The following is a 26,218-nucleotide window of genomic DNA, read 5'->3' as shown; positions in this document are numbered from 1 at the left end:
TTGTTTCCCGAGCCGGATCATCCCGCTACAATGCCCGGAATTCATGGCGAATCACTACCGCGGCGCGGTGGTGACAGGAGAAGTTGAATGTTTCTAATCGTCGGCTACATCATCATTCTTGGGGCATCGCTCGGTACCTACGCCGTGCACGGCAGCCTGGCTGCCTTGTGGGTGCCGATGGAGTACATCGCCATCGTCGGCCTGGCGGTCGGCGGCTTCGTGGCCGGCAACGACATCAAGGTGATCAAGGCGACTGTCGGTGCGCTGCCCAGCATCTTCAAGGGGTCGAAGTTCTCCAAGGCGCTTTATGTCGATCTCCTGGCCATGCTCTTCGAGGTGCTTTCCAAGGTGCGCAAGGAAGGCCTGATGTCGATCGAAAATGACGTCGAAAATCCGCACGATAGCCCCATCTTCAGCAAGTATCCGACGATTGCGCACGATCATCACGTGATGGAGTTCATCACGGACTACCTGCGCATGATGGTCGGCGGCAATCTCAACGCGCTCGAGATAGAGAATCTGATGGATATCGAAATCGAAACGCACCACCATGAGGTCGAGGTGCCTGGCCACGTCATGAGCAAGGTTGCGGATTCGACCCCGGCATTCGGTATTGTCGTTGCGGTGATGGGCGTTGTGAACGTGATGGGCTCGGTCGGGGAGCCGCCGGCCGTGCTCGGCAAGATGATTGGCGGCGCGTTGGTCGGAACCTTCCTCGGTATCCTGGTTGCGTACGGCTTCATTTCGCCGATTGCCTCGCTCCTGGAGCAAAAGTCCAGTGAGGGCTCGAAGATCTACCAGGTGATCAAGGTCGTCCTGCTTGCCTCGATGTCGGGATATGCGCCGCAGGTGGCCGTGGAGTTCGGGCGCAAGGTGCTGTTCGCGGGCGATCGCCCGACGTTCGGCGAGCTTGAGGAAGAGCTCAAGGCGCGCAAGGGTAAATGAGCCGTTGGTCGCCGGATAAGGATTGCCCATGAGCGAAGACGTACGCCCCATCGTCATCAAGCGCATCAAGAAAGTCGCCGGTGGTCACCACGGTGGCGCGTGGAAGATTGCCTATGCCGACTTCGTGACGGCGATGATGGCCTTCTTTCTTCTCATGTGGCTGCTTGGCTCGACTGCCAACGGCGATCTCAAGGGGATTGCCGAGTTCTTCCAGAATCCGCTCAAGGTCGGCATGTCCGGCGGCAGTGGCGCCGGTGACGCAACGAGCATCCTGAACGGCGGCGGCAAGGATCTGACGAGCAGCGCCGGTCAGGTCAAGGATGGCGACGTCGAATCGAAGAAGCGTGGCGCGACGGTGCGCGAAGCGAAGACGGAGCAGCTCAAAACGGAGCAATTGCGCAAGGAATTCGAGCGGCGCGAAAAGGCGACGCTGAACCAGCTCAAGCAGAGTATCGAGCAGCTGATCGAAGGCAATTCGATGCTCCGGCAGTTCAAGAGCCAGTTGCTGATGGACGTGACGACCGAAGGGTTGCGCATCCAGATCATCGACGAGCAGAACCGGCCGATGTTCGATACGAGCAGCGCCGAACTGAAGCCTTACTCGAAGGTGATCCTGCGCGAGATCGGCCTGGCGCTCAACTCCGTGCCGAACAAGGTGAGCTTCTCCGGGCATACCGACGCGGCGCAGTTCGTCGGCGGCGAAAAGGGCTTTTCCAACTGGGAGCTTTCGGCCAATCGCGCCAACGCGTCGCGGCGCGAGATGATCGCCGGTGGTATGGACGAGAACAAGGTGCTGCGCGTCGTCGGCCTCTCGTCGATGGTGCTCTTCGACAAGAACGACCCGCTGAGTTCGAGCAACCGGCGCATCAACATCGTTGTCCTGAACAAGCGGACCGAAGAGGCGATGCTGCAGGAAGATGGGAACGCGACCGTTGACGTCGGTGTCGGCGCGGAGACCGAAACCGTGGCCCCGGAGGCGCCGCCGGCCGACAAGATGTAGGGCTGCGCGTCGATCGGTTCGCCCGCGCAGTGCGACAAACCTGGAGTTGACCGCGATGGAACAGAAATTTCCTTTCAATCCGATATCGTCCCCGCGTGAATCCGGCGAGCGCGAGTTCGTCTTCACCAACGCGGATTTCGAGCGTGTGCGCAAACTCATCTACGAGCACGCCGGAATTTCGCTCTCGCCGGCCAAGCAGGACATGGTCTACAGCCGGCTGGCGCGGCGCCTGCGCGAGACGCGGCTGAAATCCTTCGGCGACTACCTCGCGCTGCTCGAGCGCGGCGATCGCCTCGAGTGGGAAAAGTTCGTCAATTCACTGACGACCAACCTCACGTCCTTCTTCCGCGAGCCGCATCATTTCCCGATCCTTGCCGAGCATCTCAAGAAGCTTCAGGGCAAGTCGCCGATCAAGATCTGGTGCTCGGCCGCCTCGACCGGCGAGGAGCCGTACAGTATCGCGATGACCGTGGTCGAGACGTTCAACAGCTTCAACGTGCCGGTCAGCATCGTCGCCTCCGATCTTGATACGAACGTGCTCGCTACGGCATCGAAAGCGGTTTATGCACACGATCGCGTCGACAAGCTTTCGCCGGAACGACTCAGCCGCTTTTTCGTCAAGGGAACCGGCGCGCAGAGCGGGACGTTTGCGATCAAGCCGGAACTTCGGCGGCTGGTCAGCTTCCAGCGCCTCAATCTGCTTGAGCCGAACTGGGCGATACGCGGGCCGCTCGACGCCCTGTTTTGCCGCAATGTGATGATTTATTTCGACAAGCCGACCCAGCACAAGATTCTGAAACGTTTTGCGCCGCTGATGGGCGAAAGCGGGCTGTTGTTTGCCGGGCATTCGGAAAGTTTTCTGCACGCGGCCGATATATTCCGTTCGCAGGGGAAGACCGTCTACCAGCTGACGCCCGGGGCGCGCGTGAATGGATAGCGCAGCAAAGAAGGTCCCTTCGCTGCGGCCGTTGCCAGCGGGCGGAAAGATCGTCTTCGTCGGGGCTTCGACAGGCGGAACCGAGGCGGTCAAGACGTTCCTGCTCGGTATCCCGGCCGATTGCGTGCCCATTCTCATCGTCCAGCACATGCCCGAGTCCTTCACCGGTTCGTTCGCTGCGCGCCTGAACAGCCTGTGCAAACCGCGCGTGATAGAGGCGCAGGGCGGGGAGGTGCTGGAGTCCGGCGTGGTCTATATCGCACCGGGGCATTCGCACCTGAAGATCCGGCGTACGCCTTCGGGCTATCTCACCGAGTTGATGAAGACGGCACCGGTGAATCGGCACCGCCCTTCGGTCGATGTTCTGTTCGACTCCGCGGCCGAAATCGTCGGCAGGAACGCGGTTGGCGTCATCCTCACCGGGATGGGCAAGGACGGCGCCAACGGGCTTCTGCGCATGCGCCAGGCCGGCGCGCGGACGTTCGGTCAGGACGAGGCGACGTGCGTCGTCTACGGGATGCCGCGCGAGGCGGCGCTGATCGGCGCGGTCGAAGAAGTCGCGCCGCTCGGCGAACTGCCGCGACGCGTTATGCAAGCACTCGGCCGGGTCTGAGTCCGGGCTTCGAAACGCCCCCTGCCAGGTCCCCGCGAACCACGACGAGTGCCAGCATTCGCAGGGAGTTCAGGCATTTGCGTTTTCCCCGGACGTTTGTGGTGAAATGGCATTCGTTCGATTAAGATGTAATCAATAAGCCCGCAGGGTTATTTTCCCAAGAGGGAGTTCAGGCATGTCAGAGCTGCTCAAGAGTATCGATGCGCGTACCAAGCTGGCTGGTACCAACAAGCTGGAAATTCTGCTTTTTTCGCTTGGAACGAATTCGATCACTGGTCGAAGAGAGACTTTCGGCATCAACGTATTCAAGGTGCGTGAGGTGATGCGTACACCGCCGATTACCTCGGCGCCCGAAATGCCGGCGTCGGTGGAAGGCATGGTCAGTTTGCGCGGAGTGCTCGTCCCGGTCGTCGATCTGGCGCGCTACGCCGGCGTGGCAACCGATACGCCGCGCTCGATCATGATCGTGACCGAATACGCCGGTCATACGCAGGGCTTTTTGGTTGAAGGCGTCGATACCATTCTCCGCCTCGACTGGAGCCAGATGAAGGTGCCGCCCGAAATGCTGATGGCCGAGATGGGCGGCCTGGTGACCGCGGTGACCGAACTGCCGGACGGCCGACTGGTCATGATGATGGACGTCGAGAAGGTCTTGTCGGAAACGACCAACTACGACGACGAAGTGGTCTATCGCAACATCAAGCCGCTGAACGATCCGAAGCTGACCGTCTTCTTCGCCGACGACTCGATCGTGGCGCGCAAGCAGATTACGCGCACGCTGGACGCGATGAAGGTCAAGTACGTGAGTTCGATCAATGGCCGCGATGCCTGGAACGAGCTGGAAAAGATCGCGGCCTACGCCAAAGCCTCCGGACAGGAGATTACCGACCTCGTCAGCCTGGTCCTGACCGATATCGAGATGCCGGAAATGGACGGCTACATCCTGACCAAGAAGATCAAGACCGATCCGCGCTTCGCCGGTGTCCCGGTGATCATGCACTCCTCCTTGTCGGGCATGTCCAACCAGCAGCTCGGCAAGTCGGTCGGTGTCGATGAGTATGTGCCAAAATTCGAGGCGCAGAAACTGTCCGAAACACTCACGCGGCGCCTGTTGGGATCGGTTCCCGTCGTCAAGCCGGCATCCTGAAGCAGTGATCTCGCAGGAGTAAGACAATGTCAATGAACCTGATAGAAAAGAAAAACCTGCTCGACAGCGTCGATGCGCGGACCCGTCTCGCGGGCTCCAACAAGATGGAAATCCTGCTGTTTTCGCTGGGAACGCGCGAGACTTTCGGGATCAACGTGTTCAAGGTGCGCGAAGTCGGGCGGACGCCGCACATCACCAAGACGCCGAACATGCCGCGTGGCGTCGAAGGCCTGGTTTCGCTGCGCGGCAACGTGATTCCCGTGCTGTCGCTGGTAAGTTTCCTTGAGCACAAGGATGAGCCGATCGAGCGCGGCAAGACGATGATGGTCGCCGAGTACTCGAAGCGGACACTGGGTTTCCTCGTTCACGAAGTGGATCGCATCATCCGCGTCGATTGGGAAAAGGTCCGTGCGCCAGAAAGTGTTCTCTCATCGAACCAAGGGTTGATTACGGCAATCACCGAACTGGAGAACGGTACGCTGGTCTCGTTGCTCGACGTCGAGCAGATCCTGGCGAACGCCTTTGGCGAGGCGATCATCGTCGATATTCCGGCGGCGCAGGTGCCCGAAGAAACGAGCGTTTTCTTCGCCGACGATTCAGTGGTTGCTCGCCGCAAGATTGCCGAAGTCTTCGACAAGCTGGGTGTGAAGCACAAGCATGCGACCAACGGTGCCGAGGCCTGGAGCCGTCTGCAGGGCCTGGCGGCGCACGCACAGCAGATCGGTTCCGAGTTGCGCAACGAGGTGCGCCTGATCCTGGTTGATGCAGAAATGCCGGAGATGGACGGCTATGTGCTGACCAAGCACATCAAGAGCGATTCGCGCTTCGACGGTATTCCGGTCGTAATGCACTCGTCGCTCTCTTCTGAAGCCAATCGCGCCATGGGGCAGGCGGTCGGTGTTGATGGTTACGTTGCCAAGTTTGATGCCGAAGTGCTGGCAGACACGCTGCGCCCGATGCTCGAGCGCTAAACAGATTCCTGGAGTAAAGAATGGCTGATCCGAAGTTGCGAATTCTGGTGGTGGACGATTTTTCGACGATGCGTCGCATTGTCAGGAATCTGCTCAAGGAACTGGGCTTCACCAATGTCGACGAGGCAGAGGACGGTGCGATCGCGCTGCAGAAATTGCAGGCCGGCGGGTTCGAGTTCGTCGTGACCGACTGGAACATGCCGAACATGGACGGCCTGCAGTTGCTCCAGACGATCCGCTCGACCCCGTCGCTGGCGCACCTGCCCGTCATGATGATTACGGCGGAGGCCAAGAAGGAGAACATCATTGCCGCGGCCCAGGCCGGTGCCAGCGGATACATCGTCAAGCCGTTTACCGCCGCGACGCTGGCGGAAAAACTGCAGAAAATATTCGACAAAATGGGTGCCTAGGATGAGCGACACGAATACCTCTGGCGACTCCAGCGAACTCGAAGCCCTGTTTGACAGTATCGCCAGCGGGGCGACACCCTCTGTCGCGGCGCCGACACCTGCGCCGACACCTGCGCCGGCACCTGCTCCCAAACCATCGTTGATGCAGCAGGCGCGTGAGAACGATGGTTCGGCAGAGGATTCGCAGGATCTGCAGGAATTGTTCGATTCGATTGCGCGGAAGCAGCGCGGCGAGCCGGCAGCCTCCGACCTCGCCGTAACCGCGGAGGGCTCGGATGCCTGGCCGGCGCAAGGCAAGGTCTTCAAGCAGGTTGGTCTCATGGCGAGGCAGCTTCATGACACCCTTGGCGCGTTGGGTTACGACAAGCTGATCGAGAAAACAGTGAGCGCGATTCCGGATGCGCGGGACCGGCTCGCATACATCGCCAACCTGACGGAACAGGCTGCCTGCAAGGTGCTCAACGCGACCGACATCGCCAACCCCTTGCAGGAGGAACTCGAAGAAGGCGCTGTGCTGCTCGCGAACAAGTGGGATGCGTTGTACGCGAACAAGCTGACCGTCGAGGAGTTCAAGCTGCTGGCCTCGGAGACGCGGGCGTATCTCAAGAACGCGGTGCCGCAGAGAACGTCGGCGACGAAAGAGCAGCTGATGGAAATCATGATGGCGCAGGACTTTCAGGATCTGACCGGGCAGGTCATCAAGAAGGTCGTCGGCCTGGCGCAGGATCTTGAATCGCAACTGATGGGCCTGCTCATCGAGACCATGCCCGGAGAAAAGCGCACGGAGTCCGTGCAGACACTGCTCAATGGCCCGGTCATCAACGCCGAAGGGCGTACCGACGTCGTTGTAAGTCAGCAGCAGGTTGATGAACTGCTTGATAGCCTGGGGTTCTAGGAGGGCAATATGAGTGATTTTTCCGGAATGGAAGACCTGCTGCAGGATTTCCTGCAGGAAGCCAGCGACCTTCTTTCAGACGTGGATAACAAGCTCGTTGATCTTGAGCGAACCCCTGATGACCGTGGCTTGTTGAACGACATCTTTCGCGGATTTCACACGATCAAGGGCGGTGCGGGTTTCCTGAATGCCACCGAGCTGGTCACGCTGTGCCACTGGACCGAGAACCTGTTCGACAAGTTGCGCAACGGGGAAATGAAGCTGACGACGGACTTGATGGATACCATCATGGCCGCCACGCAGTGTGTCAGAAACATGTTCGGCGAGTTGGCGCAGGCTACGCAGCCGCGGCCGGCTTCGGCCGAGGTCGTCGGCGCCTTGCGCTTTGCCCTGGAAGGCGAGGGTGCGGTTGAGCCGGCGCCCGTACAGGCCGCGGATGCTCCGGCCGTCGCCCGTAATGATGAGGCGCAGTCAACCGCCGAGTCGACTGCCGAGGGTGATGAAGGCGAGCCCGACTGGGTCGAGTTGCACAAGGCGATTACCGGGCAGGATACCGGTGCGGGTTCCGCGCAATCAGCCGTGGCGCCCATTCCGGTGAGTGGGGCAGTACTCCCGCCGGCGCAGCTGACGCCGCACTTCCCGCCCGAAGGTCGCCGTGTTACGGACAAGCCGGGCGTTTCGATTTCGGGCGCTACGTCCGGACGGCGTATGGAGGACAAGGCCGGCGCGCGCGAGTCGACGATTCGCGTCGATACGGCGCGGCTCGATCAGGTGCTCAACCTGTCGGGCGAAATCGGACTGACCAAGAACCGTTTGACCAGCCTGCGCGCCGATATCCTTGCCGGGCGGAACGACACCGATACCTTGCACGCGCTCGACCAGGCGGTGAGCCAGCTCGACCTCCTGGTTTCCGATCTGCAGAATTCGGTGATGAAGACGCGGATGCAGCCGATCGGCCGGCTCTTCCAGAAGTACCCGCGAATTGCGCGCGACCTTGCGCGCCAACTCGGCAAGGATGTCGAATTGGCGCTCGTTGGTGAAGAGACCGAAGTCGACAAGACGATGATCGAGGATCTGGCCGACCCGCTCGTGCACCTGGTGCGTAATGCCGTCGATCACGGCGTCGAGTCGCCGGAAGAGCGCTTGGCCGCCGGTAAGCCGGCAAAGAGCATCGTTCGTCTGGAAGCGCGTCAGGAGGGCGATCACATCGTGCTGATCATCGCCGACGACGGTCGTGGCATGAGTCCGGAGCGGATTCGCGCCAAGGCGATCGAAAAGGGACTGATCCGCGAGGAAGAGGCCAACACGCTGGACGATCGGCAGAGCCTCAATCTCATCTTCCTGCCGGGCTTCTCGACCATGGCGCAAGCGTCGTCCGTGTCCGGACGCGGTGTCGGCATGGACGTGGTCAAGACCAACATCCAGAAGCTGAACGGCTCGGTCGAGATTCGTTCCGAACCGGGCAAGGGTTCTGTTTTCCTCATCTCGCTGCCGCTGACGCTGGCCATCCTGCCGGTGTTGCTGGTGCTCCTCGGTGATCAGCCGTTCGCGTTGCCGCTGTCGATGGTGCGCGAGATCCTGCCGATCGAGAAGGACAAGATGCAGGAGGTCGGCGGCAAGGAAACGCTGGTCGTGCGCGGCGAGGTGCTGCCGGTCGTCGCGCTGTCCCGCCTGCTCGGCTGGCCGCAGCTGCAGACGCCGGAATACGGCGTGCTCATGCAGACGGCGGAACGCAGCTTCATTCTCTCGGTGGACAGCTTCGCGGGTCGTGACGATGCCGTGATCAAGTCGCTCGACGACTTCCGGCCGCGTGGCGTGGCTGGCGTGACGACGCTGTCGAATGGCCAGATCGTGTTGATCCTCGACATGAAAGAGCTTCTCACCGATCTGAACGCGCACATTGACCGCGAACTGGGCGTCCGCCACAACCGCGCCCTGGAGTTCTCCGTCTAGCGTTGAAACAGTAACCCCGGCTTGTCGTCGTTGGCGACACGCTGCAAAGCGCTCGTCTTTCGCCCCCGCCAGCTAACTTGTCGGGGGCGAATTCTTTCTTATGTCTCGCGTCAGGGGCGGGCCGAGATCCGTTCTCCAGCGAGCATTCGCCCGTCCGTCAAAGAGGTGCATGTTAGAATCTTGCCCCTCATTGTTGCCGCGGCACGATGAGCGGCCGTTCAAATTGTGGAGAAATTCTCGATGTACCAGTCTGCACTGATCCAGGATCTGCATGCACGTGGCTTGATTGCCCAGACCACCGATGCGAAAGCACTCGATGAACTACTGGCCAGGGAGTCGGTGACGCTGTATTGCGGCTTTGATCCTACGGCTGACAGTCTGCACCTGGGGCACCTGGTGCCGGTGCTGGTCCTCAAGCGTTTTCAGGATGCCGGGCACAAGCCGATCGCGCTGGTCGGCGGCGCCACCGGGATGATCGGTGATCCGAGCTTCAAGGCCACCGAGCGCAAGCTCAACACGCCGGAAATGATCGCCACCTGGGTTGAAAATATCCGCGACCAGGTCGCCCCCTTCCTCAGCTTCGAGGGCGACAACGCGGCGATCATGGCCAACAACTACGACTGGTTCGGCAGCATGAACTGCCTCGAGTTCCTGCGCGACATCGGCAAACACTTCTCGGTCAACGCGATGATCAAGAAGGAGTCGGTGCAGCAACGTCTGGTACGCGAGGACCAAGGCATTTCCTACACCGAGTTCTCCTACAGCCTCCTGCAGGGCTATGACTTTGCCGAACTCTACAAGCGTCACGGCTGCGTGCTGCAGGTCGGCGGCTCCGACCAGTGGGGCAACATCGTCGCCGGCACGGATATGACTCGCCGCCTGCACCACCAGCAGGCCTACGGCCTGACCGTGCCGTTGATCACCAAGTCCGACGGCACCAAGTTCGGCAAGACCGAATCGGGCGCGATCTGGCTCGACGCCAAGAAGACGTCGCCGTACGCCTTCTACCAGTTCTGGCTGAACACGGCCGACGCCGACGTCTATCGCTTCATGCGTTTCTTCACCTTCCTCTCGGTTGACGAGATCGACGCCATCGAAGCCGCCGACAAGGCGAGCGGGCAGAAACCGGAAGCGCAACGCATCCTGGCCGAGCAGGCGACCGCACTGGTGCACGGGCATGCGGCGCTGGAAGCGGCGCAGCGCATCTCGCACAGCCTGTTTTCTGGCAGCCTCGACGCGCTGACCGAATCCGACTTCGAACAACTGGCGCAGGACGGCGTGCCGGGCGTGACGCTGGAAAAGTCGGCGGGCAGCCTGATCGACGCGCTGGTCGCCGCCAAGCTCGCCAAGTCGAAGAGCGAAGCGCGCAGTTTCCTGCAAAGCGGCAGCGTGACGGTCAATGGGCACAGGGTCGATGCGCTCGACCACCAGTTCGGCGATGGTGAGCGCCTCTTCGGCCGCTTCACCCTGCTGCGCCGCGGCAAGAAGAACTACGCGATGCTTCACTGGATCTGACACGGATGCGAAAACATGGATGATTCGAACGAAATTGCGCGTGTCCGCAGGTCGGTGGTCAGCGCGATGCAGTTGTCGACTGACCCGGTGACGGCTGCCGGCGCGGCGGGCGTCGAGTCGCTGCCGTTGGTGTCGCTCGATCAGGCGCACCAGCTGGCGCGTTGCATCGCGGCGTTTACGACCGACGACGCGCTGGCCGACGAAATGGAGGAGATCGTCGATGAGTCTCCGGCCTTTCTCGTCAGCAAGGTGACGTCGGTTCGTCACGGACTGGAAAAGTTCACCGGCGAGTACGCCGCGCTGGAAGAGAAGGTGTGGAAGCTGGTCTACGCCGGACGCCGCGAAAAGTCGCGCGTCCTTCAGGTGCTGGCACGGCGGCGAGCGCTCTAGCCGTCCTGCCGGCTCGCTCGGCGCGCGAATACCGCGGGCGGGTCGACTAGAATGAGTTCGTCGCACTGAGCCCTTCGCCGGTGTTGCCCGGAGTGTTTCTGCCATGAGCCCACACGATCACGACCTGGTTCTGCACGCCGATCTCCGCCACGTCATCTACGCGCTCTCCGATGCGCTTGATCTGGTCGGCATCGACGATATCGCGCACGGTAAGCGCGTCGGCATCATGGCCGCCGAATGCGCGCAATCCCAAGGCTGGCCGCGCGCAGAGACCGCGTTTCTGTTCGATCTCGGCCTGCTGCACGATGCCGGCGTCTCCTCGACGGTGACGCACGGCCACCTGGTGACCGAGTTCGACTGGGAAAGCTCGCACGGGCACTGCCATGTCGGCTACGAACTGCTCCGTGATTTTGCCCCGCTGGCCCGGATGGCCATGCCGATCCGCTACCACCACACGCACTGGAGTCAGTTGTGCGAGCTGGGCGTCGAGCCGCAGATGGCGCGCTGGGCCAATCTGATCTACCTCGTCGATCGCGTCGATGCGCTGGCGGCGCAGCACTACGCGAATGGCAACCTGCTGATGCAGACGCAACGGATCCGCGAGCAGATTGCCGGTCGGTCCGGCACCAACTTTGCGCCGGAACTGGTCGAAATCTTCCTCGCCGCATCGCGTTCCGAGGCCTTCTGGCTGAATCTCGAAGCGCGCGGCATCCAGGCCTATCTTGCCGACATGCTCGCGCAAAGCCAGCCGTATGTGGCGACCGTCCAGGAGCTCAAGCAACTGGCGACGATCTTCTCGCGCATCGTCGACGCCAAGAGTCCGTTCACTGCCGAACACTCGCTGGGAGTAGCCCGGTTGGCGCGCTTCCTTGCCGAAAAACTCGGCGTCAGTGCGGAGAACTGCGACAAGATCGAGATTGCCGGCCTCCTGCACGACATCGGCAAGCTGCGCGTACCCGACGAGATCCTCGACAAGCCCGCCAAGCTCGACGAGCGCGAGCGCAAGGTGATGAACGCGCACAGTTTCGAGACCTACCAGATCCTGCACACGGTTCCGGGTTTCGAGGAGATCGCGCCTTGGGCCGCCTATCACCATGAGGAGCCGGGCGGTACCGGTTATCCCTTCCGCCTCAGGGCAGAGCATCTGGACCTCGAAGCGCGGATTCTGCGCGTCGCCGACATTTTTCAGGCGATGGTGCAGGATCGTCCCTACCGGCAAGGCTTGTCCGCGGCGGAAGTGCTCGGCTTCATGCGTGAGCTGGTCGCTCGGGGGAGTGTGGAGGCGGATATTGCTGCTGTCGTCGAGGCGGACATCGACGGTGCCATGGCGGCCGCACGTCCCAGCCTCGCGCTTCAGGCAGCGTAGAGCCTTCATCCTCGCCCTCGTGGGTGTCGGTCTGCTGGCGGCGTGCGGCGGATCGGCGAGTCTTCCTTCGGTGCCGAGTGGCAGCACCGTGCTCACCTTCGGTGACAGTGTCACCTTCGGCACCGGTGCTGAGTCGGGCGAGGATTGGCCGACGCGGCTGGCGGCGATGACGCACTGGTCGGTGGTCAATGCAGGCGTTCCCGGCGATACGGCCGAGGCGGCCACGAACCGGATTCAGTCGCTGCTCGACGAGCATCGGCCGTCGCTCGTCATCATCGAGCTGGGCGGCAACGACTTTTTGCGTCGGCGACCGGCGTCGGCGGTGAAGGAGAATTTGCGCCGCATCGTTAAGGCGGCGAAGGCAGCTCGGGCCGGCGTCGTGCTGGTCGCCGTGCCTGAACTGTCTTTGCTCGGCGTGGTTACGGGCAAGCCAGCCGACTCGCCGATCTACGAGCAGCTTGGCGAGGAAGAAAACGTCCCGGTGATCGACGAAGTCTTCTCCGACATTCTCGGCCAGCCGGAACTGTGTGCCGACAATATCCATCCCAACGCGCAGGGTCGCCAGCGGATGGCCGAAGGGATTTTCCAGGGGCTGAAGGCCGTCGGGCTCGTGGCATCGGGCGGTTGACCGGCCTTGCCCGGCCGTTCTCTTCCATGATCTGCATCATTCCGGGGCGTTCGGGGGCGGGTGATATAATCGGTGACCGTGCCGGAACCACATCCGGCTGAACGACAATCCCAACTTCAGCAGACTCGATGGCGCTATTCACTCTCGGCATAAACCACCGCACGGCGCCGCTTCTGGTGCGCGAGCAGTTGGCGTTTCATGCCGAAGAGTTGCGGCGCGCGCTGTCCGATCTGATGAGCAGCGGCCACGTGCACGAGGCGGCGATCCTGTCCACATGCAACCGTACCGAGCTCTACTGTCAGGCCGACACGCCGCAGGCGGCGATCGACTGGCTGGCCGATTACCGCCGTGTTCCCGCGCACACGATCGAACCCTACCTCTACGCCCACCCTGACCATGATGCGGTGCGCCATGCCTTCCGCGTCGCCAGCGGGCTCGATTCGATGGTGCTCGGCGAACCGCAGATCCTCGGGCAGATGAAGGAAGCCGTGCGCATCGCGCGCGAATCCGGCGCGCTGGGAACGACGCTGAACAAGCTGTTCCAGAGCTCGTTTGCGGTGGCCAAGGACGTGCGCTCGACGACGGCGATCGGCGCCAACATCGTCTCGATGGCGGCGGCGTCGGTGCGCCTCGCCGAGCGTATCTTCGAGCGCATCGCCGACCAGAAGGTGCTGTTCATCGGTGCCGGCGAGATGATCGAGCTGTGCGCGACGCATTTCGCCGCGCGTCATCCGAAGCAGATCGTCATCGCCAACCGCACGATCGACCGCGGCCGTGCCTTGGCCGATCGCTTCGGCGCCTCGGCGATCCGCCTGGAGGATGTGAACGAACGCCTGGCCGAGTTCGACATCGTCGTTTCCTGTACCGCCAGCCAGCTGCCGATCATCGGGCTGGGCCTCGTCGAGCGCGCGATCAAGGCGCGCCGGCACCGGCCGATGTTCATGGTCGATCTCGCCGTGCCGCGTGACGTCGAAGTCGAGGTCGGCGGCCTGGACGACGTCTTTCTCTACACCGTCGACGATCTGGCGCAGGTCGTGGAGGCCGGCGTCGAGTCGCGCAACTCGGCCGTCGTCGACGCCGAGGCGATCGTCGCGACACGGGTCGAGAGCTTTCTGCACTGGCTGCAGACGCGCGAGACGGTGCCGGTGATCCGTTCGCTGCGCGATACGGCCGAGCGCATGCGCCGGCACGAGATGGAGCACGCGCTGAAGTTGCTCGCCAAGGGCGAAGACCCGGCGGCCGTGCTCGACCAGCTCTCGCAACGCCTGACCAACAAGTTCCTGCACGCGCCGACGCAGGCGCTGACGCAGGCCGAAGACGACCGCAGCGCCTTGCAGACGGCGGTCACGCGCTTATTCAACCTGCATCACGATTGATCGATTATGAAACAAAGCATCCGCGACAAACTGGAAAATCTCGTCGGCCGTCTCGACGAACTCGACCGCATCCTGGCCAGCGGCGAGGCGACGCGCGACATGGACCAGTACCGCAAGATGACGCGCGAACACGCCGAATTGGGGCCGGTCGTCGCCCTCTACCAGCAATGGCAGCAGACCGAGGCCGATCTCGCGTCGGCACAGGAGATGATGGCTGACCCGGAAATGAAGGATCTGGCCGAGGAAGAAATGAAGGGGGCGAAGGAGCGGCTGCCGCAGCTCGAAACCGACCTGCAGAAGCTCCTGCTGCCCAAGGATGCCAACGACGAGCGCAACGTCTTCCTCGAAATCCGCGCCGGCACCGGCGGTGACGAGTCGGCGCTGTTCGCCGGCAACCTCTTCCGCATGTACACGCGCTACGCCGAGCGGCAGCGCTGGCAGGTCGAGGTCGTGTCGGCGAGCGAGTCGGAGATCGGCGGCTACAAGGAAGTCATCGCGCGCATCATCGGCAGCGGCGTCTATTCAAAACTGAAATTCGAGTCGGGTGGCCATCGCGTGCAGCGCGTGCCGGAGACCGAGGCGCAGGGCCGGATCCACACCTCGGCATGCACCGTCGCGATCATGGCCGAGGCCGACGAGCTCGAAGACGTGCAGATCAACCCGGCTGACATCCGCATCGACACCTTCCGCGCCTCCGGCGCCGGCGGCCAGCACATCAACAAGACCGACTCGGCGGTGCGCATCGTGCACCTGCCGACGGGGATCGTCGTCGAGTGCCAGGACGGCCGCTCGCAGCACAAGAACAAGGCGCAGGCGCTGTCGGTGCTGGCGGCGCGCATCCGCGACGCGCAGGAGCGCGAGCAGCACGCCAAGATCGCTTCCGAGCGCAAGAGCCTGGTCGGTAGCGGCGACCGCTCCGAGCGCATCCGCACCTACAACTTCCCGCAGGGCCGCGTGACCGACCACCGCATCAACCTGACGCTGTACAAGATCGACTCGATCATGGACGGCGACCTCGAAGAAATCGTCGGCGCGCTGGCCACCGAACACCAGGCCGAGCAGCTCGCGGCGCTGGCCGACTCGGAGCAATGACCGCGCGCGAGACGATTGGCGCGGCTCGGAGACGCGCCGGCCAGAGCATCGACCGTCTTGATGCCCGCCTGCTGCTGGAACATGTGTGTGGCATCCGCCATGCCGATCTGATCGCTCATCCCGAGCGCGAACTGACCGAAGCACAGGCGGCACGCTTCGACGCACTGCTCGATCGCCGTGCCGCCGGTGAGCCGCTGGCCTACCTCGTCGAGAGCGCGTTTTTCCATGGGTTGGAGTTTGTCGTCTCGCCCGACGTACTGATTCCGCGCGAGGACACCGGCGTGCTCATCGATCTCGCAATGGAAAAAGCAAAAGCTGTGCCCCGGCCGGCGATCGTCGACCTTGGCACCGGCTCCGGAATCGTCGCCATCGTGCTGGCGAAGCATTGTTCCACCGCCGAAGTCACCGCCGTCGATGTGTCGCCGGCCGCGCTGGAAGTCGCACGCGTGAATGCCGCACGCCACGGCGCGCGCGTCCGCTTTCTGCAAGGCGACTGGTATGCGCCGCTGAGTAACGAACGTTTTGACCTGATCGTCTCCAACCCACCGTACGTCGTCGCCGGCGATCCGCATCTGGCACAGAACGGCTTGCCGTTCGAGCCGCAGACCGCGCTCACCGACGGCATCGCGGGGGGCGACGGTCTGGCCTGCATCCGCGCCATTGTCGCCGGCGCGGCCGCACACTTGCGGCCGGGCGGCTGGCTGCTGATGGAACACGGCTACGATCAGGCGGTCCAACTGCGCGACTTGCTGGGTGCAGCGGGCTTCTGCGAAGTGGCGTCCTGGCATGATGCGGCCGGGATCGAGCGCGTGACCGGCGGCCGTCTGCCATGACATTCGGCGGTACGACAGTTTTTGCAACGCAACCAACTCAATGAGGTAAACAATGGATTCGCAGGACGTTCAGGCACTGATCAAGGAACAGGTAACGAGCAACCCGGTGGTGCTCTACATGAAGGGCACGCCGCGTGCGCCGATGTGCGGCTTTTCGGCAACGGCGGTGCAGATCCTGCAGGCGTGCAATCTGCCGCTCTTCTTCAGCGTCAATGTGCTGGAAGAACCGGAGATTCGCGAAGGCGTGAAGGTCTTTGCCAACTGGCCGACGATCCCGCAGCTCTACGTGCGCGGCGAGTTCGTCGGCGGCGCCGACATCATGCGCGAGATGTATCAGAGCGGCGAACTGAAGGCGCTGCTCGCAGGCATCGCCGCGCCGGACTGATAGGTTGTGAACAAATACAGAAACACCCACCACAGAGTCACAGAGATGCAGAGACGCAGAGTTTTCGCAGAGATAACCTTTGGAAACGGTCGTTTTTCCCTGCGTTTCCTCTGCGCCTCCGTGTCCTCAGGGGGATTTCCTGCGGGGCATCGCTGCGGTGGATCTTGAGTCTTTTTACAGACTCGGAGTCCCCGCCGATCCGTTCGGGCCCGGCCGCAAGCCCATCGCGTCGGCGACAAAGTCGAGGACTTCGCCGACGCGCTGCTTCAACCCTTCGTAGTCCTCGTGCGTGCCTTCCACCAGCAGCAGGCGCGTCGTCTCCTTGCGTGACTCGGCGTGTAGCCGGCGCGCCTCGTCGACCGGCACGGTCGGGTCGTCGAGACCGTGCGCGATGAGCACCGGACAGTCGATCTCGGCCATGCGCTTTTCCGGTGCGATATCTTCAAAGCGGTAACCGGTAATGTGCTGGATATAGCTCAGCGCGTACCAGCCGAGCGGCACGAAGGGCACCGATTTCGATTCCAGGTAGCGGCGCATGACGCGCTCCGGATGGGCAAAAGACGCCAGGCTGACGACAGCTGCGATTTCCTTCCGGTGCGAAGCGACCAGCAGCGATGCCGCAGCGCCGTTCGAATGGCCGATCAGGCCGATCTTCGCCGGATCGACGTTGGCTTGTTGCAGCAGCCAGTCGAGCGCGCACTCGAGGTCCTCGGCAAAATGCGGCGCCGACGAGTGCGCGTCGCGCTCGCTCAGCCCGTGGTTGCGCGCATTGACGACGAGCAGCGCGTAGCCGGCGTGGTAGAACGGGTCGGCGAGCGGCAGCATCATCTCGCTGTTGGCGCCCCAGCCGTGCATGACGATCAGCGTCGGTGCCCGTTGTTCGCCGCGGCAGCCGCGCGCCGGGATGAACCAGCCGTGCAGCTGCTTGTTGTTTGCAGTGGGAATCAGTACGTCGGAAAACGGCAGGCCGTAGGTGGCCGGGTCAGCGTTGATGTTGATCCTCGGCGCGCGTATCCATGCGCGGATGGCGGCGTTGAAGGCGACCACCGAGAGCGTCGCCAGTGTCACGACGCCGACCAGCGGCGCCAGTACCGAGCGTGGCGGAAGTGGCGGAAGCGATGGGCGTTGCAGACGAGGCTCGGTCCTGTTCATTCGTGGTTTCGGGTTCTGTGGTTTCTTCGAAGTCATATCGTTCGCGGCGTGGTGCCTGCACCATCCGGTTTCAGTCGGGGCTTACAATGACAACGCGGAAGATTCAACGGAGGATTACATGCGCAACTCATTTTCTGCTTCTTCGCGCCGGCTGGCAATTCTGGCTGGCGCTGTGCTGCTCGCCGGCTGCGCGAGCTACGATGGACGCGGCTTGCAGCCCGGCGTGTCGAGCGCCGACGACGTCATGGCGTTGATGGGAACGCCGGCGATGCAGTGGCAGGACGCCGACGGGCGCCGGCAACTGGCCTATCCGCGTGGCCCCGAAGGTTTGCAGACCTTCATGGCGTTTATTGACACGCAGGGCCGGCTGGAACGCGTCGAGAAGGTGCTCGATACGCCGCACTTCGCGCGCATCGAGCCCGGCAAGAGCGATCAGGCGGCGATCCTGCGTTTGCTCGGGCCGTCGCAGCCGCAATGGACGATGTACTTCGAGCGGCGCGACGAGCTGGTCTGGGAGTGGCGATTCTGCGACGACTGGGGTCAGGTGGCGCGCTTCGACGTGCTCTTCGACGGCATGTCGGGCATCGTGCGCACGTCGTATCAGCGGCCCGAACTGCGCGGGTTCGGTCTGAGCGCGCCGACCTGCGGGCACTGACGCCGGTCAGAATGCCGCGAGCCGCGCGTTGGCCAGCGCCAGCCGGCCGGCGAGTACCTCGAGAAATGACTGGTAGAAGTGCATCCGGCAGGCGTCGGACGCCTTGCGCAGCGCGTCACCCTTGACGGTGACGATCTTCGATTCGGTCAACGCAATGATGTCGGCGCCGCGCGTCTGCGTGCCCTTGCTGATGACGGCCATTTCGCCGAAGCAGTCGCCGGTCGTCAGCAGATTCAGGATGCGGCTGCCCTTGATCACCTTGAGCTCACCCTCGGCGAGGAAGCAGAAGAAGTCGCCATGATCGCCGTCGCGCATGACGGCGACGCCGGGCGGGATGGTGCTCCAGTGCGAGAAACGCAGGACTTCCCAGATTTCGACGTCGGAGAAGTCGACGAAGAAGGGCAGTTCGCGCAAGGTGTCGAATTTCTCCGAATCGGCAAAGTCGCGTGACGGCGTGTTCAGCTGCTTCTGCCGGAAGGCTTGCGCCAGATCGTGCGCGAAGGCTTCCCAGGTCGCATAGCGTGCCTTGGTGTCCTTGGCCATCGCGCGTGCGACGATGGCGTCGAGCACCGGCGGGATTTCGCGGCGCAGCGCCGACGGGCGCGTCGGTTCGCTGTTGATGATCTGGTAGACGATGTTGTAGTTGCTGCTCGCCTGGAAGGGGAGGTGGCCGGTGAGCAGCTGGTACATCACGACGCCGAGCGAGTAGATGTCGGTCTGGTGGTCGAGCGCGAGTTCGCGCACCTGCTGCGGCGACATGTAGGCGGGCGAACCGATGCCGGAGACTTGCGTGCGTTCCGGCGCATCGACGATGGCCGCGCCGAAGTCCGAGATCTTGATCTCGCCGGTTGCCGGATCGTCGCCGGAAAACAGGATGTTGGCCGGCTTGATGTCGCGGTGCGTGATGCCGATGCGGTTGGCGAAATCGAGCGCGCGCGTGCATTTGAAGATGATTTCGACGACGCGCTCGATCGGCAGCAGGGTGGCCGGCGTGCAGCACGCCTCGAGTGTGCCGCCCTGCACGTATTCCATGACGATGTAGCAGAGATCCTCGGCGACGACCGCATCGTAGATCTGCACGATGTGCGGATGCGCCAACTTGCCGACGAGCGAGGCTTCGTTGAGGAAGAGGTGCGTGTAGAGCTTGCCGCGCTCCGGGCTTTTCAGGATCTCGGGAAAGGCAACCTTGATCGCCACGTCACGCTGGGCGAAGGGGTCGTTGCCCAGGTAGACCGTCGCCGTCGCACCGTGTCCGATGATGCGGACCAGGTCGTACTTTCCGATTTTGTCCATGGGACGTGTCGTTGGCCTAGCCGCCGGACAAACGGCCGCGCGCGCGTTCGATCGCGGCGCGCACCTGTTCCGGTGCGGTGCCGCCGATGTGGTTGCGCGCGGCGAGCGAGCCCTCGACCGTCAACACGCCGAAGATGTCTTCGCCGATCAGCGGCGAGAAGGTCTGCAGTTCGGTCAGCGAAAGCTGTGGCAGATCGACGCCGAGTTCTTCGGCACGCCGAACCGCGAGGCCGACGGCTTCGTGCGCGTCACGGAAGGGCAGGCCCTTGCGCGTCAGGTAGTCGGCGAGGTCGGTCGCCGTGGCGAAGCCCTGGCGCAGCGCGTCACGCATGTTGTCCGGGCGGGCGGTGATGCCGGGGATCATGTCGGCGAAGATGCGTAGCGTGTCGGTGACGGTGTCGACGGCGTCGAACAGCGGTTCCTTGTCTTCCTGATTGTCTTTGTTATAGGCGAGCGGCTGGCACTTCATCAGGGTGAGCAGCGCGGTGAGGTGGCCGTACACGCGCCCGGTCTTGCCGCGCGCGAGTTCGGGGACATCGGGATTCTTCTTCTGCGGCATGATCGACGAGCCGGTGCAGAAGCGGTCGGCGATCTTGACGAAGCCGAAGCGCGGGTTCATCCACAGCACGAGTTCTTCCGACATGCGCGAGAAGTGCATCATCAGGAGCGCGGCAGCGGCACAGAATTCGATCGCGAAGTCGCGGTCGGAGACGGCGTCGAGCGAGTTTTCGCAGACGCCCTCGAAGCCGAGTTCGGCGGCGACGAATTCGCGGTCGATCGGGTAGGTCGTGCCGGCCAGCGCGGCGGCGCCGAGCGGCAGGCGGTTGGTGCGTTTGCGCACGTCGGCGAAGCGCTCGGCGTCGCGCTTTGTCATCTCGAACCAGGCGAGCAGGTGGTGGCCGAAGGTGATCGGTTGCGCGACCTGCAGGTGCGTGAAGCCCGGCATCGGTGTCGCGGCTTCACGCTCGGCGAGGTCCAGCAGGGCGCTCTGGAACTGCTTGAGCATCACCTGGATGTCGTCGATCGAGTCGCGCAGGTAGAGGCGGATGTCGGTCGCCACCTGGTCGTTGCGCGAACGGCCGGTATGTAGCCGCTTGCCGGCGTCGCCAACGAGCGCGGTCAGGTGCTTTTCGATGTTGAGATGCACGTCTTCGAGATCAAGCGACCACTCGAAGGTGCCGGCCTCGATTTCACTGACGATCTGCGCCATGCCGCGCTGGATGTCGGCGAGGTCTTCCGCTGAGATGATGGCCTGTTTGGCGAGCATGCGCGCGTGCGCCAGCGAGCCGCGAATGTCCTGGCGCCACATGCGTTTGTCGAAGTCGACCGATGCCGTGTAGCGCTTGACGAGGTCGGACATCGGCTCGGAAAAACGGCCAGCCCAGGTGTATTGTGTAGAATTCGGCTGATTCATGATGGTTGCAAGTTCGATGGCTGGAATTTAGGCGGGGTGGGATGCTGCAGTGATGGCAAACGGTCCGAAACCACGCAGGGAAGGCGATTTGGCACCGATGAACAACGCTCCGAACCGATGGCAAGTATAAAACAAAACCCGGCCCGCCCGCCGCTGCCGGACTTCCGCAATTTCGGCGTCATGCTGCGCATCCTGCTTGGCGTAAATTCGTTGGCGTTGCTGGCTGCGTTGCTGCTCGCCGGCGGGATTTCCGACTGGGTGCGGCGATTCGTCGACTTGGCCGCCTGGGTGCAGCCCCTGCTGCTTTTCAACCTCGCACTGCTCGCCGGCGTGTCGCCGCTGCTGCGGCGTCTGCCGGTCGTCGGCGGACGGGTTTGTGTGTTCGCGCTGGCCGCGCTCTCGGCGGCGCTGTTCGTCGATTTCTGGCAGTTCATGGGGATGGACGAAGGCGGTTGGCAGCGCACGCTGCGTGCCGCCTTGCTTGCGGCGTTTGCTGCGGCGACCCTGCTCTACTACTTCCATTTGCGCGCCAAGGCCTTCTCGCCGGCGGTGACCGAGGCCCGCCTGCAGGCGCTGACGGCGCGCATCCGGCCGCATTTCCTGTTCAACAGCCTCAATGCGGTGCTCTCGCTGATACGTTCCGAGCCGCGGCGCGCGGAAACGGCGCTGGAGGAACTTGCTGAACTCTTTCGCGCGCTCATGCGCGATCACCGCGACCTCATGCCGCTCGCCGACGAGATTGCGCTCTGCCGGCAGTATCTCGATCTCGAGAAGCTGCGGCTCGGCGACCGGCTCGCCGTCGAGTGGGAGATCGTCGATGTGCCGGACGACATCAAGGTGCCGCCGCTGATGTTGCAGCCACTGCTCGAGAATGCCGTGTATCACGGGATCGAACCGTCGGGGGAGGGTGGGACGGTGCGCATCCGCTTCGCGCGCAGCGGCGACGAGCTGCAGATCGATCTGGCCAATCCCTGCCACGGCCAGGCCAGCACACACAGCGGCAATCAGATGGCGCTCGCCAATATCCGTGAGCGTCTGGCGCTGTTTTATGATCTGGAAGCGCGGCTGGAGACCCGATCGGTCGAACTTCCGGGCGGCGCCTGCGAGTACCGTGTGCATATCTTGCTGCCCTGCCGGAGTCGGAAACCATGACGCAGCCACTCAGCTCTTCCAGGTCGACCACGCCGACGCTCTCGGTGATGATCGTCGACGACGAATCGCCGGCGCGCGCGCGCCTGCGCGACCTGCTTTCCGACGTCGCCGCCGAAGTGCCGAACGCCGTCGTCGCCGAGGCGGCCAATGGCCTGCTGGCGATCGAGGCGATTGCCTTGAATCCGGTCGACGTTGTCCTCGCCGACATCCGGATGCCGAGAATGGACGGCGTCGAACTGGCGCGTCACGTTAGTCGCATGGAACGTCCGCCGGCCGTCATCTTCGTCACCGCTTACGACACCTACGCCGTGCAGGCCTTCGAACTCAACGCGATCGACTACCTGGTCAAGCCGGTGCGTGCGAATCGACTGGCCGCGGCGCTGCAAAAAGTCCGCCACAGCCGGCCGCCGCCGCCGCAGGTTCTGGCCGAGTTGCAGCAGGGCGCGCGGACGCACCTTTCCTGCCACGAGCGCGGGCGGCTCCTGCTCATTCCGATCAGCGACATCCTTTATCTCAAGGCCGACCTCAAGTACGTGACGGCGCGTACGGCGAGCCGCGAGTATCTGCTCGACGAATCGCTGACGCATCTCGAAGAAGAATTCTCCGAGCGCTTCATCCGCCTGCACCGCAGCGCACTGGTCGCCAAGGACGCGATCGCCGGCTTCGAGAAAGGTGCACCGGAAGACGGCGAGCATCAGTGGCAGGCACTCTTGCGCGGGATTCCCGAAAAGCTGCCGGTCAGCCGCCGGCAATGGCCGCTCGTGAAGAACTACGCCAGACAGCTGAGCTCCTGAGGCGTTGCCGGGCTGGGCGTTCCGGGCTGCGTGGTAAACTTGGCCGCGTCTTTCGAGGCACATTCTTCAACCGTCACCGCTCACTCCAGGACGCCATCTTGACCAATCAACCCGCACCGTCCCGTCTGATCATCGCCTCGCGCGAGTCGCGGCTCGCCCTATGGCAGGCCGTGCACATCCAGTCGCGTCTGGCGTCGCTGTATCCGCAATGCACGGTCGAGATTCTCGGCATGACGACACGCGGCGACCAGATCCTCGACCGGCCGCTGTCGCAGATCGGCGGCAAGGGGCTGTTCATCAAGGAGCTCGAAGTCGCCATGCAGGAGGGGCGCGCCGACCTCGCCGTGCATTCGCTCAAGGACGTGCCGATGGAGATGCCGGACGGCTTTGCCATGACCGCGATCGCCGTGCGCGAAGACCCGCGCGATGCCTTCGTGTCCGGTCGCTACGAAGGACTCGATGCCTTGCCGGCCGGCGCCGTCGTCGGTACGTCCAGCCTGCGCCGCGAAGCGATCCTGCGCGCAAGCTATCCGCACCTCACGATCCAGCCGCTGCGCGGCAATCTCGACACGCGTCTGCGCAAGCTCGACGAGGGGCAGTACGACGCGATCATCCTCGCCGCCGCCGGGCTGATCCGCCTGGGCCTCAAGCAACGCATCCGGGCGGTCCTCTCACCGGAGCAGTCGCTGCCGGCGCCGGGTCAGGGCGCCTTGGGCATCGAGATTCTCGCCGCCCGTGCCGACGCGGCGGCCTGGATCGCGCCGCTCAACGACGCCGAAACGGCGCATCGTGTTCGTGCCGAACGCGCGTTTTCGCGGGCGCTCGGCGGCAGCTGCCAGATTCCGCTCGGCGGCTACGCGGTCACTGAAAATGGTGAGTTGTGGCTGCGCGGTTTTGTCGCGACGCCTGACGGCCAGCGCATGGTGCGCGGCGAAATTCGCGGTGCGCCCGATGACGACACGCGCCTCGGCGAAACGCTGGCGCAACAGCTGCGGGCGCAGGGCGCGCAGGGCATCCTCGCTGCGCTTGGCGCCAGCGCATGACGCAGTCCTTGCTCGGGCGTCGCATCCTGGTGACACGGCCAGCGGCGCAAGCGGCGATGCTGGCCGCGATGATCGCCGGTGAGGGCAGCGAGCCGGTGCTTTTCCCCCTGCTTGAAATCGGGCCGGCCGACGATCCGGCGCCGCTCGACGAAGCGATTGTCCGCCTTGACGACTATGCCGTCGCGATCTTCATCAGCCCGAACGCCGTCGACTACAGCCTGCCGCGCATTCTCGAACGGCTCGCCTGGCCCGCTGGGTTGCAGGCCGCCGCCGTCGGTCCGGGAACGGCGACATCGCTGGTGCGTTACGGCATCGAAAACGTGATCGTACCGCCCGCGCGTTTCGACTCGGAAGGCATGCTCGAACTGCCAGCGTTTCAGCCCGAGCGCGTGGCAGGCAGGCGCATCCTCATCCTGCGCGGCAACGGCGGCCGCGAACTGCTCGCCGAGACGCTTCGGCAGCGCGGCGCCGAAGTCGACTGCGTGACCTGCTACCGCCGTTCGGCGCCGAACGATGGCTCCTTCATCGTGTCGCTCCTCCGCAACAACGCGCTCGACGCGTTGACGATTTCGTCGAGCGAAGGTTTGCGCAATCTTCTGGCGCTGCTTGATACTGACGCCATCGAACGTCTGCGCCGTCTGCCGGTTTTCGTGCCGCATCGACGCATCGCCGAAGCGGCCGCCGACCTCGGCCTGTCCAACGTCGTCCTGACCGGGCCAGCCGACGACGGTATCCTCGAAAGCTTGTGTTCCTACCCCTGGCCCCGTCATGAACGACTCTCCTGATCCTGCACCCGTCGTCGCCGAACCGGCCGCCGCTTCGGCGAGCGGGTCGGTGCTGCACTCCTGGCGCAATCCCTGGCTGATCCTGGCGACCCTCGCGCTGGGTGTCGCCGTCTGGCAGTGGGTGGAGACGCGCATCCGCCTGGCGGAAACGCAGCAGCAGGTCGCGCAACGATTGGCCGAGAGCGACGCTCTGGCCAAGGAGACGCGCGTCATCGTCAAGGAGACGCAGAAACAGGTGATCGCCTTGCAGGGCAAGTTCGGCGAGCTGGAAGCGAAGCTTGCCGAATCGCAGGATCAGCAGGAGACATTGGAGAAGCTCTACCGCGATCTCGCCGGCAACCGCGACGAGTGGGTGATCGCCGAGATCGAGCAGGGCGTGACGCAGGCGGCACAGCAACTGCTGCTTGCCGCCAATGTCCAGGGCGCCGTGCTTGCCCTGCAGTCGGCCGAAGTCCGCCTGGCCGGCAGCAAGAACCCGCAGTTCGCTGCGCTGCACAAGGTGATCCTGCGCGACCTCGACCGCCTGCGCGTCCTGCCTCAAGTTGACGTCACGGGCATGAGCGGTCGCCTGGAAAGCGTCATCGCGGCCGTCGATTCGCTGCCGCTGGCGATCAACGGCCGCCCGCGCGAAGAGAACAAGCCTGCCGAACCGGCTGGTGCCGAAACGGCGCCGGTCGTTTCGCTCGCCTTCTGGCAACGGCTGGCGGCCGAGTTCTGGCACGAAGTGCGCAGTCTCGTGCGCATCCAGCGCTTTGATCGCGAAGAGCCGGCGCTGCTCGCGCCCGGTCAGGCCTTCTTTCTGCGCGAGAATCTCAAACTGCGCCTGTTGAACGCGCGGCTCGCGCTGCTGGGGCGCGATCAATGGACGTTTCGCGGCGAACTCAAACTGGCCCGGTTCTGGGTTGATCGCTATTTCGACCATCGCGAAAGCAGCGTGCTGGCGGTGCGCGAGTCGCTAACGCAGCTCTCCGCGGCCGAGATCAACATCGAACTGCCCCGCCTCAACGAGAGCCTGTCGGCGATCCGGAATCTCAGGGTCGGCGAGGCGGGGCGGTGAGAGGAAGCCGGTGATGAAGGTTTTGCTCTGGCTGCTCACGCTGTTTACGCTGGCCGTCGGCATTTCGCTGGCCGCCCATTACAACCAGGGCTACGTCCTGCTCGTCATGCCGCCGTATCGCGCCGAGATCTCGCTGAATCTGGCGCTTGTTCTGGTCGTGGGCTCTTTTTTCGTGCTCTACGGGTTTACGCGCGGCGTCGCGCTGATGCTCTCGCTTCCGCAACGCGTGCGCGAATACCGTGCGCGGCGTCAGCGCGAGAAGCTCTCCGGACAGTACTACGACGTCGCGCGCCTGACTTTTGAGGGGCGCTACAGTCAGGCGTTGAAACTCGCGGCCGAGGTCTTCGAGGGCGGGCAAAGGCCGGGGCTTGCGGCGCTGCTCGCCGCGCGTTCGGCGCAGCGCCTGAACGAGCCGGC

27 protein-coding genes are annotated in these 26,218 nt (G+C 63.5%); 24 read left to right on the top strand and 3 right to left on the bottom strand.

Annotated features, from left to right (window positions below):
• Positions 1–87 precede the first annotated feature (87 nt).
• The 17 genes from motA to grxD all read left to right on the top strand — a co-directional run bounded on the left by motA (position 88) and on the right by grxD (position 16,456).
• Entirely contained in the window at positions 88–945 is an 858-nt protein-coding gene (gene motA, locus KBA32_RS02795) for a flagellar motor stator protein MotA (protein ID WP_294354987.1), read from the top strand.
• A gap of 28 nt (positions 946–973) precedes the next feature.
• Entirely contained in the window at positions 974–1,945 is a 972-nt protein-coding gene (motB, locus tag KBA32_RS02790) for a flagellar motor protein MotB (protein WP_294354984.1), read from the top strand.
• A 55-nt stretch (positions 1,946–2,000) separates the two neighbouring features.
• Positions 2,001–2,882: a CheR family methyltransferase gene (locus KBA32_RS02785; RefSeq protein ID WP_294354980.1), complete on the top strand. Its 882-nt coding sequence runs from the start codon at positions 2,001–2,003 to the stop codon at positions 2,880–2,882.
• Positions 2,875–3,495 carry a CheB methylesterase domain-containing protein gene (locus KBA32_RS02780; protein WP_294354977.1) on the top strand — a complete coding sequence of 207 codons (621 nt, stop codon included), beginning with the start codon at positions 2,875–2,877 and terminating at the stop codon, positions 3,493–3,495. The genes KBA32_RS02785 and KBA32_RS02780 overlap by 8 nt, the downstream gene beginning before the upstream one ends.
• Positions 3,496–3,670: 175 nt before the next feature.
• Entirely contained in the window at positions 3,671–4,642 is a 972-nt protein-coding gene (locus KBA32_RS02775; protein ID WP_294354974.1) for a chemotaxis protein, read from the top strand.
• Between the two features lie 32 nt (positions 4,643–4,674).
• Positions 4,675–5,613: a chemotaxis protein gene (locus KBA32_RS02770; protein ID WP_294354971.1), complete on the top strand. Its 939-nt coding sequence runs from the start codon at positions 4,675–4,677 to the stop codon at positions 5,611–5,613.
• Between the two features lie 20 nt (positions 5,614–5,633).
• Positions 5,634–6,023, top strand: a complete 390-nt coding sequence (gene cheY, locus KBA32_RS02765; RefSeq protein ID WP_294354968.1) for a chemotaxis response regulator CheY — start codon at positions 5,634–5,636, stop codon at positions 6,021–6,023.
• 1 nt (position 6,024) lies between these two features.
• The gene (gene cheZ / locus KBA32_RS02760) at positions 6,025–6,918 is read left to right on the top strand and encodes a protein phosphatase CheZ (protein WP_294354965.1); all 894 of its coding nucleotides are present in this window, start codon (positions 6,025–6,027) and stop codon (positions 6,916–6,918) included.
• A 9-nt stretch (positions 6,919–6,927) separates the two neighbouring features.
• Positions 6,928–8,871 carry a chemotaxis protein CheA gene (locus tag KBA32_RS02755; protein ID WP_294354962.1) on the top strand — a complete coding sequence of 648 codons (1,944 nt, stop codon included), beginning with the start codon at positions 6,928–6,930 and terminating at the stop codon, positions 8,869–8,871.
• A gap of 240 nt (positions 8,872–9,111) precedes the next feature.
• Positions 9,112–10,386 carry a tyrosine--tRNA ligase gene (tyrS, locus tag KBA32_RS02750; RefSeq protein WP_294354959.1) on the top strand — a complete coding sequence of 425 codons (1,275 nt, stop codon included), beginning with the start codon at positions 9,112–9,114 and terminating at the stop codon, positions 10,384–10,386.
• Between the two features lie 15 nt (positions 10,387–10,401).
• Complete coding sequence (locus tag KBA32_RS02745) at positions 10,402–10,776, top strand: hypothetical protein (protein WP_294354957.1); 375 nt, start codon at positions 10,402–10,404, stop codon at positions 10,774–10,776.
• A 103-nt stretch (positions 10,777–10,879) separates the two neighbouring features.
• A complete protein-coding gene (locus tag KBA32_RS02740) occupies positions 10,880–12,142 on the top strand; it encodes an HD domain-containing phosphohydrolase (protein WP_294354955.1) in 1,263 nt (420 codons plus the stop codon).
• Positions 12,143–12,161: 19 nt separating this feature from the next.
• A complete protein-coding gene (locus tag KBA32_RS02735; protein ID WP_294354952.1) occupies positions 12,162–12,770 on the top strand; it encodes a GDSL-type esterase/lipase family protein in 609 nt (202 codons plus the stop codon).
• Between the two features lie 128 nt (positions 12,771–12,898).
• On the top strand, positions 12,899–14,146 hold the full coding sequence (hemA, locus tag KBA32_RS02730; protein ID WP_294354949.1) for a glutamyl-tRNA reductase: 1,248 nt from the start codon (positions 12,899–12,901) through the stop codon (positions 14,144–14,146).
• Between the two features lie 6 nt (positions 14,147–14,152).
• Positions 14,153–15,238 (top strand): peptide chain release factor 1, encoded by a 1,086-nt coding sequence (gene prfA, locus KBA32_RS02725; protein WP_294354946.1) that lies wholly within the window; start codon positions 14,153–14,155, stop codon positions 15,236–15,238.
• A complete protein-coding gene (prmC, locus tag KBA32_RS02720) occupies positions 15,235–16,071 on the top strand; it encodes a peptide chain release factor N(5)-glutamine methyltransferase (protein ID WP_294354943.1) in 837 nt (278 codons plus the stop codon). Before prfA ends, prmC begins: the two co-directional genes overlap by 4 nt.
• 52 nt (positions 16,072–16,123) lie before the next feature.
• The gene (grxD, locus tag KBA32_RS02715) at positions 16,124–16,456 is read left to right on the top strand and encodes a Grx4 family monothiol glutaredoxin (RefSeq protein ID WP_294354940.1); all 333 of its coding nucleotides are present in this window, start codon (positions 16,124–16,126) and stop codon (positions 16,454–16,456) included.
• A 174-nt stretch (positions 16,457–16,630) separates the two neighbouring features.
• On the opposite strand, the gene KBA32_RS02710 is transcribed toward grxD, so the two are convergent.
• Positions 16,631–17,608, bottom strand: a complete 978-nt coding sequence (locus KBA32_RS02710) for an alpha/beta fold hydrolase (RefSeq protein ID WP_294354939.1) — start codon at positions 17,606–17,608, stop codon at positions 16,631–16,633.
• Positions 17,609–17,726: 118 nt separating this feature from the next.
• Here KBA32_RS02710 and KBA32_RS02705 point away from each other — a divergent pair, with 118 nt between their 5' ends.
• Positions 17,727–18,263, top strand: coding sequence for a hypothetical protein (locus KBA32_RS02705; protein ID WP_294354936.1), 537 nt, complete (start codon positions 17,727–17,729; stop codon positions 18,261–18,263).
• A gap of 6 nt (positions 18,264–18,269) precedes the next feature.
• Here the strand turns inward: KBA32_RS02705 and KBA32_RS02700 are convergent, their stop codons facing one another.
• Positions 18,270–19,556, bottom strand: coding sequence for a serine/threonine-protein kinase (locus KBA32_RS02700; RefSeq protein WP_294354934.1), 1,287 nt, complete (start codon positions 19,554–19,556; stop codon positions 18,270–18,272).
• 16 nt (positions 19,557–19,572) lie between these two features.
• Entirely contained in the window at positions 19,573–20,970 is a 1,398-nt protein-coding gene (gene argH, locus KBA32_RS02695; RefSeq protein ID WP_294354931.1) for an argininosuccinate lyase, read from the bottom strand.
• A 117-nt stretch (positions 20,971–21,087) separates the two neighbouring features.
• Between argH and KBA32_RS02690 the strand changes: the two genes are divergently transcribed.
• The 6 genes from KBA32_RS02690 to KBA32_RS02665 all read left to right on the top strand — a co-directional run.
• On the top strand, positions 21,088–22,122 hold the full coding sequence (locus KBA32_RS02690) for a sensor histidine kinase (RefSeq protein WP_294354928.1): 1,035 nt from the start codon (positions 21,088–21,090) through the stop codon (positions 22,120–22,122).
• On the top strand, positions 22,119–22,916 hold the full coding sequence (locus KBA32_RS02685) for a LytTR family DNA-binding domain-containing protein (RefSeq protein ID WP_294354925.1): 798 nt from the start codon (positions 22,119–22,121) through the stop codon (positions 22,914–22,916). Before KBA32_RS02690 ends, KBA32_RS02685 begins: the two co-directional genes overlap by 4 nt.
• Before the next feature lie 98 nt (positions 22,917–23,014).
• Positions 23,015–23,959: a hydroxymethylbilane synthase gene (gene hemC / locus KBA32_RS02680; protein WP_294354922.1), complete on the top strand. Its 945-nt coding sequence runs from the start codon at positions 23,015–23,017 to the stop codon at positions 23,957–23,959.
• Positions 23,956–24,744, top strand: coding sequence for a uroporphyrinogen-III synthase (locus KBA32_RS02675; RefSeq protein ID WP_294354919.1), 789 nt, complete (start codon positions 23,956–23,958; stop codon positions 24,742–24,744). Before hemC ends, KBA32_RS02675 begins: the two co-directional genes overlap by 4 nt.
• A complete protein-coding gene (locus KBA32_RS02670) occupies positions 24,728–25,801 on the top strand; it encodes a uroporphyrinogen-III C-methyltransferase (RefSeq protein ID WP_294354915.1) in 1,074 nt (357 codons plus the stop codon). The genes KBA32_RS02675 and KBA32_RS02670 overlap by 17 nt, the downstream gene beginning before the upstream one ends.
• Positions 25,802–25,814: 13 nt before the next feature.
• Positions 25,815–26,218 (top strand): heme biosynthesis HemY N-terminal domain-containing protein (locus KBA32_RS02665; RefSeq protein ID WP_294354911.1); only part of this gene is annotated, 404 nt, incomplete at its 3' end.

Origin of the sequence: Propionivibrio sp. (genome assembly GCF_017995515.1) — a bacterium.
Lineage (GTDB): Bacteria > Pseudomonadota > Gammaproteobacteria > Burkholderiales > Rhodocyclaceae > Propionivibrio.
This window is presented reverse-complemented; position numbering and strand designations above follow the sequence as displayed.

What these genes read in the sequence shown, in the direction of transcription:
- KBA32_RS02740 (WP_294354955.1), top strand. Translation starts at nt 10,880, where the DNA reads ATGAGCCCACACGATCACGACCTGGTTCTGCACGCCGATCTCCGCCAC.
- motA (WP_294354987.1), top strand. Translation starts at nt 88, where the DNA reads ATGTTTCTAATCGTCGGCTACATCATCATTCTTGGGGCATCGCTCGGT.
- KBA32_RS02675 (WP_294354919.1), top strand. Translation starts at nt 23,956, where the DNA reads ATGACGCAGTCCTTGCTCGGGCGTCGCATCCTGGTGACACGGCCAGCG.
- KBA32_RS02685 (WP_294354925.1), top strand. Translation starts at nt 22,119, where the DNA reads ATGACGCAGCCACTCAGCTCTTCCAGGTCGACCACGCCGACGCTCTCG.
- KBA32_RS02745 (WP_294354957.1), top strand. Translation starts at nt 10,402, where the DNA reads ATGGATGATTCGAACGAAATTGCGCGTGTCCGCAGGTCGGTGGTCAGC.
- motB (WP_294354984.1), top strand. Translation starts at nt 974, where the DNA reads ATGAGCGAAGACGTACGCCCCATCGTCATCAAGCGCATCAAGAAAGTC.
- KBA32_RS02755 (WP_294354962.1), top strand. Translation starts at nt 6,928, where the DNA reads ATGAGTGATTTTTCCGGAATGGAAGACCTGCTGCAGGATTTCCTGCAG.
- prmC (WP_294354943.1), top strand. Translation starts at nt 15,235, where the DNA reads ATGACCGCGCGCGAGACGATTGGCGCGGCTCGGAGACGCGCCGGCCAG.
- KBA32_RS02780 (WP_294354977.1), top strand. Translation starts at nt 2,875, where the DNA reads ATGGATAGCGCAGCAAAGAAGGTCCCTTCGCTGCGGCCGTTGCCAGCG.
- prfA (WP_294354946.1), top strand. Translation starts at nt 14,153, where the DNA reads ATGAAACAAAGCATCCGCGACAAACTGGAAAATCTCGTCGGCCGTCTC.
- KBA32_RS02670 (WP_294354915.1), top strand. Translation starts at nt 24,728, where the DNA reads ATGAACGACTCTCCTGATCCTGCACCCGTCGTCGCCGAACCGGCCGCC.
- cheY (WP_294354968.1), top strand. Translation starts at nt 5,634, where the DNA reads ATGGCTGATCCGAAGTTGCGAATTCTGGTGGTGGACGATTTTTCGACG.
- cheZ (WP_294354965.1), top strand. Translation starts at nt 6,025, where the DNA reads ATGAGCGACACGAATACCTCTGGCGACTCCAGCGAACTCGAAGCCCTG.
- KBA32_RS02690 (WP_294354928.1), top strand. Translation starts at nt 21,088, where the DNA reads ATGGCAAGTATAAAACAAAACCCGGCCCGCCCGCCGCTGCCGGACTTC.
- KBA32_RS02700 (WP_294354934.1), bottom strand. Translation starts at nt 19,556, where the DNA reads ATGGACAAAATCGGAAAGTACGACCTGGTCCGCATCATCGGACACGGT.
- grxD (WP_294354940.1), top strand. Translation starts at nt 16,124, where the DNA reads ATGGATTCGCAGGACGTTCAGGCACTGATCAAGGAACAGGTAACGAGC.
- KBA32_RS02770 (WP_294354971.1), top strand. Translation starts at nt 4,675, where the DNA reads ATGAACCTGATAGAAAAGAAAAACCTGCTCGACAGCGTCGATGCGCGG.
- hemA (WP_294354949.1), top strand. Translation starts at nt 12,899, where the DNA reads ATGGCGCTATTCACTCTCGGCATAAACCACCGCACGGCGCCGCTTCTG.
- KBA32_RS02775 (WP_294354974.1), top strand. Translation starts at nt 3,671, where the DNA reads ATGTCAGAGCTGCTCAAGAGTATCGATGCGCGTACCAAGCTGGCTGGT.
- KBA32_RS02705 (WP_294354936.1), top strand. Translation starts at nt 17,727, where the DNA reads ATGCGCAACTCATTTTCTGCTTCTTCGCGCCGGCTGGCAATTCTGGCT.
- tyrS (WP_294354959.1), top strand. Translation starts at nt 9,112, where the DNA reads ATGTACCAGTCTGCACTGATCCAGGATCTGCATGCACGTGGCTTGATT.
- argH (WP_294354931.1), bottom strand. Translation starts at nt 20,970, where the DNA reads ATGAATCAGCCGAATTCTACACAATACACCTGGGCTGGCCGTTTTTCC.
- KBA32_RS02710 (WP_294354939.1), bottom strand. Translation starts at nt 17,608, where the DNA reads ATGAACAGGACCGAGCCTCGTCTGCAACGCCCATCGCTTCCGCCACTT.
- KBA32_RS02785 (WP_294354980.1), top strand. Translation starts at nt 2,001, where the DNA reads ATGGAACAGAAATTTCCTTTCAATCCGATATCGTCCCCGCGTGAATCC.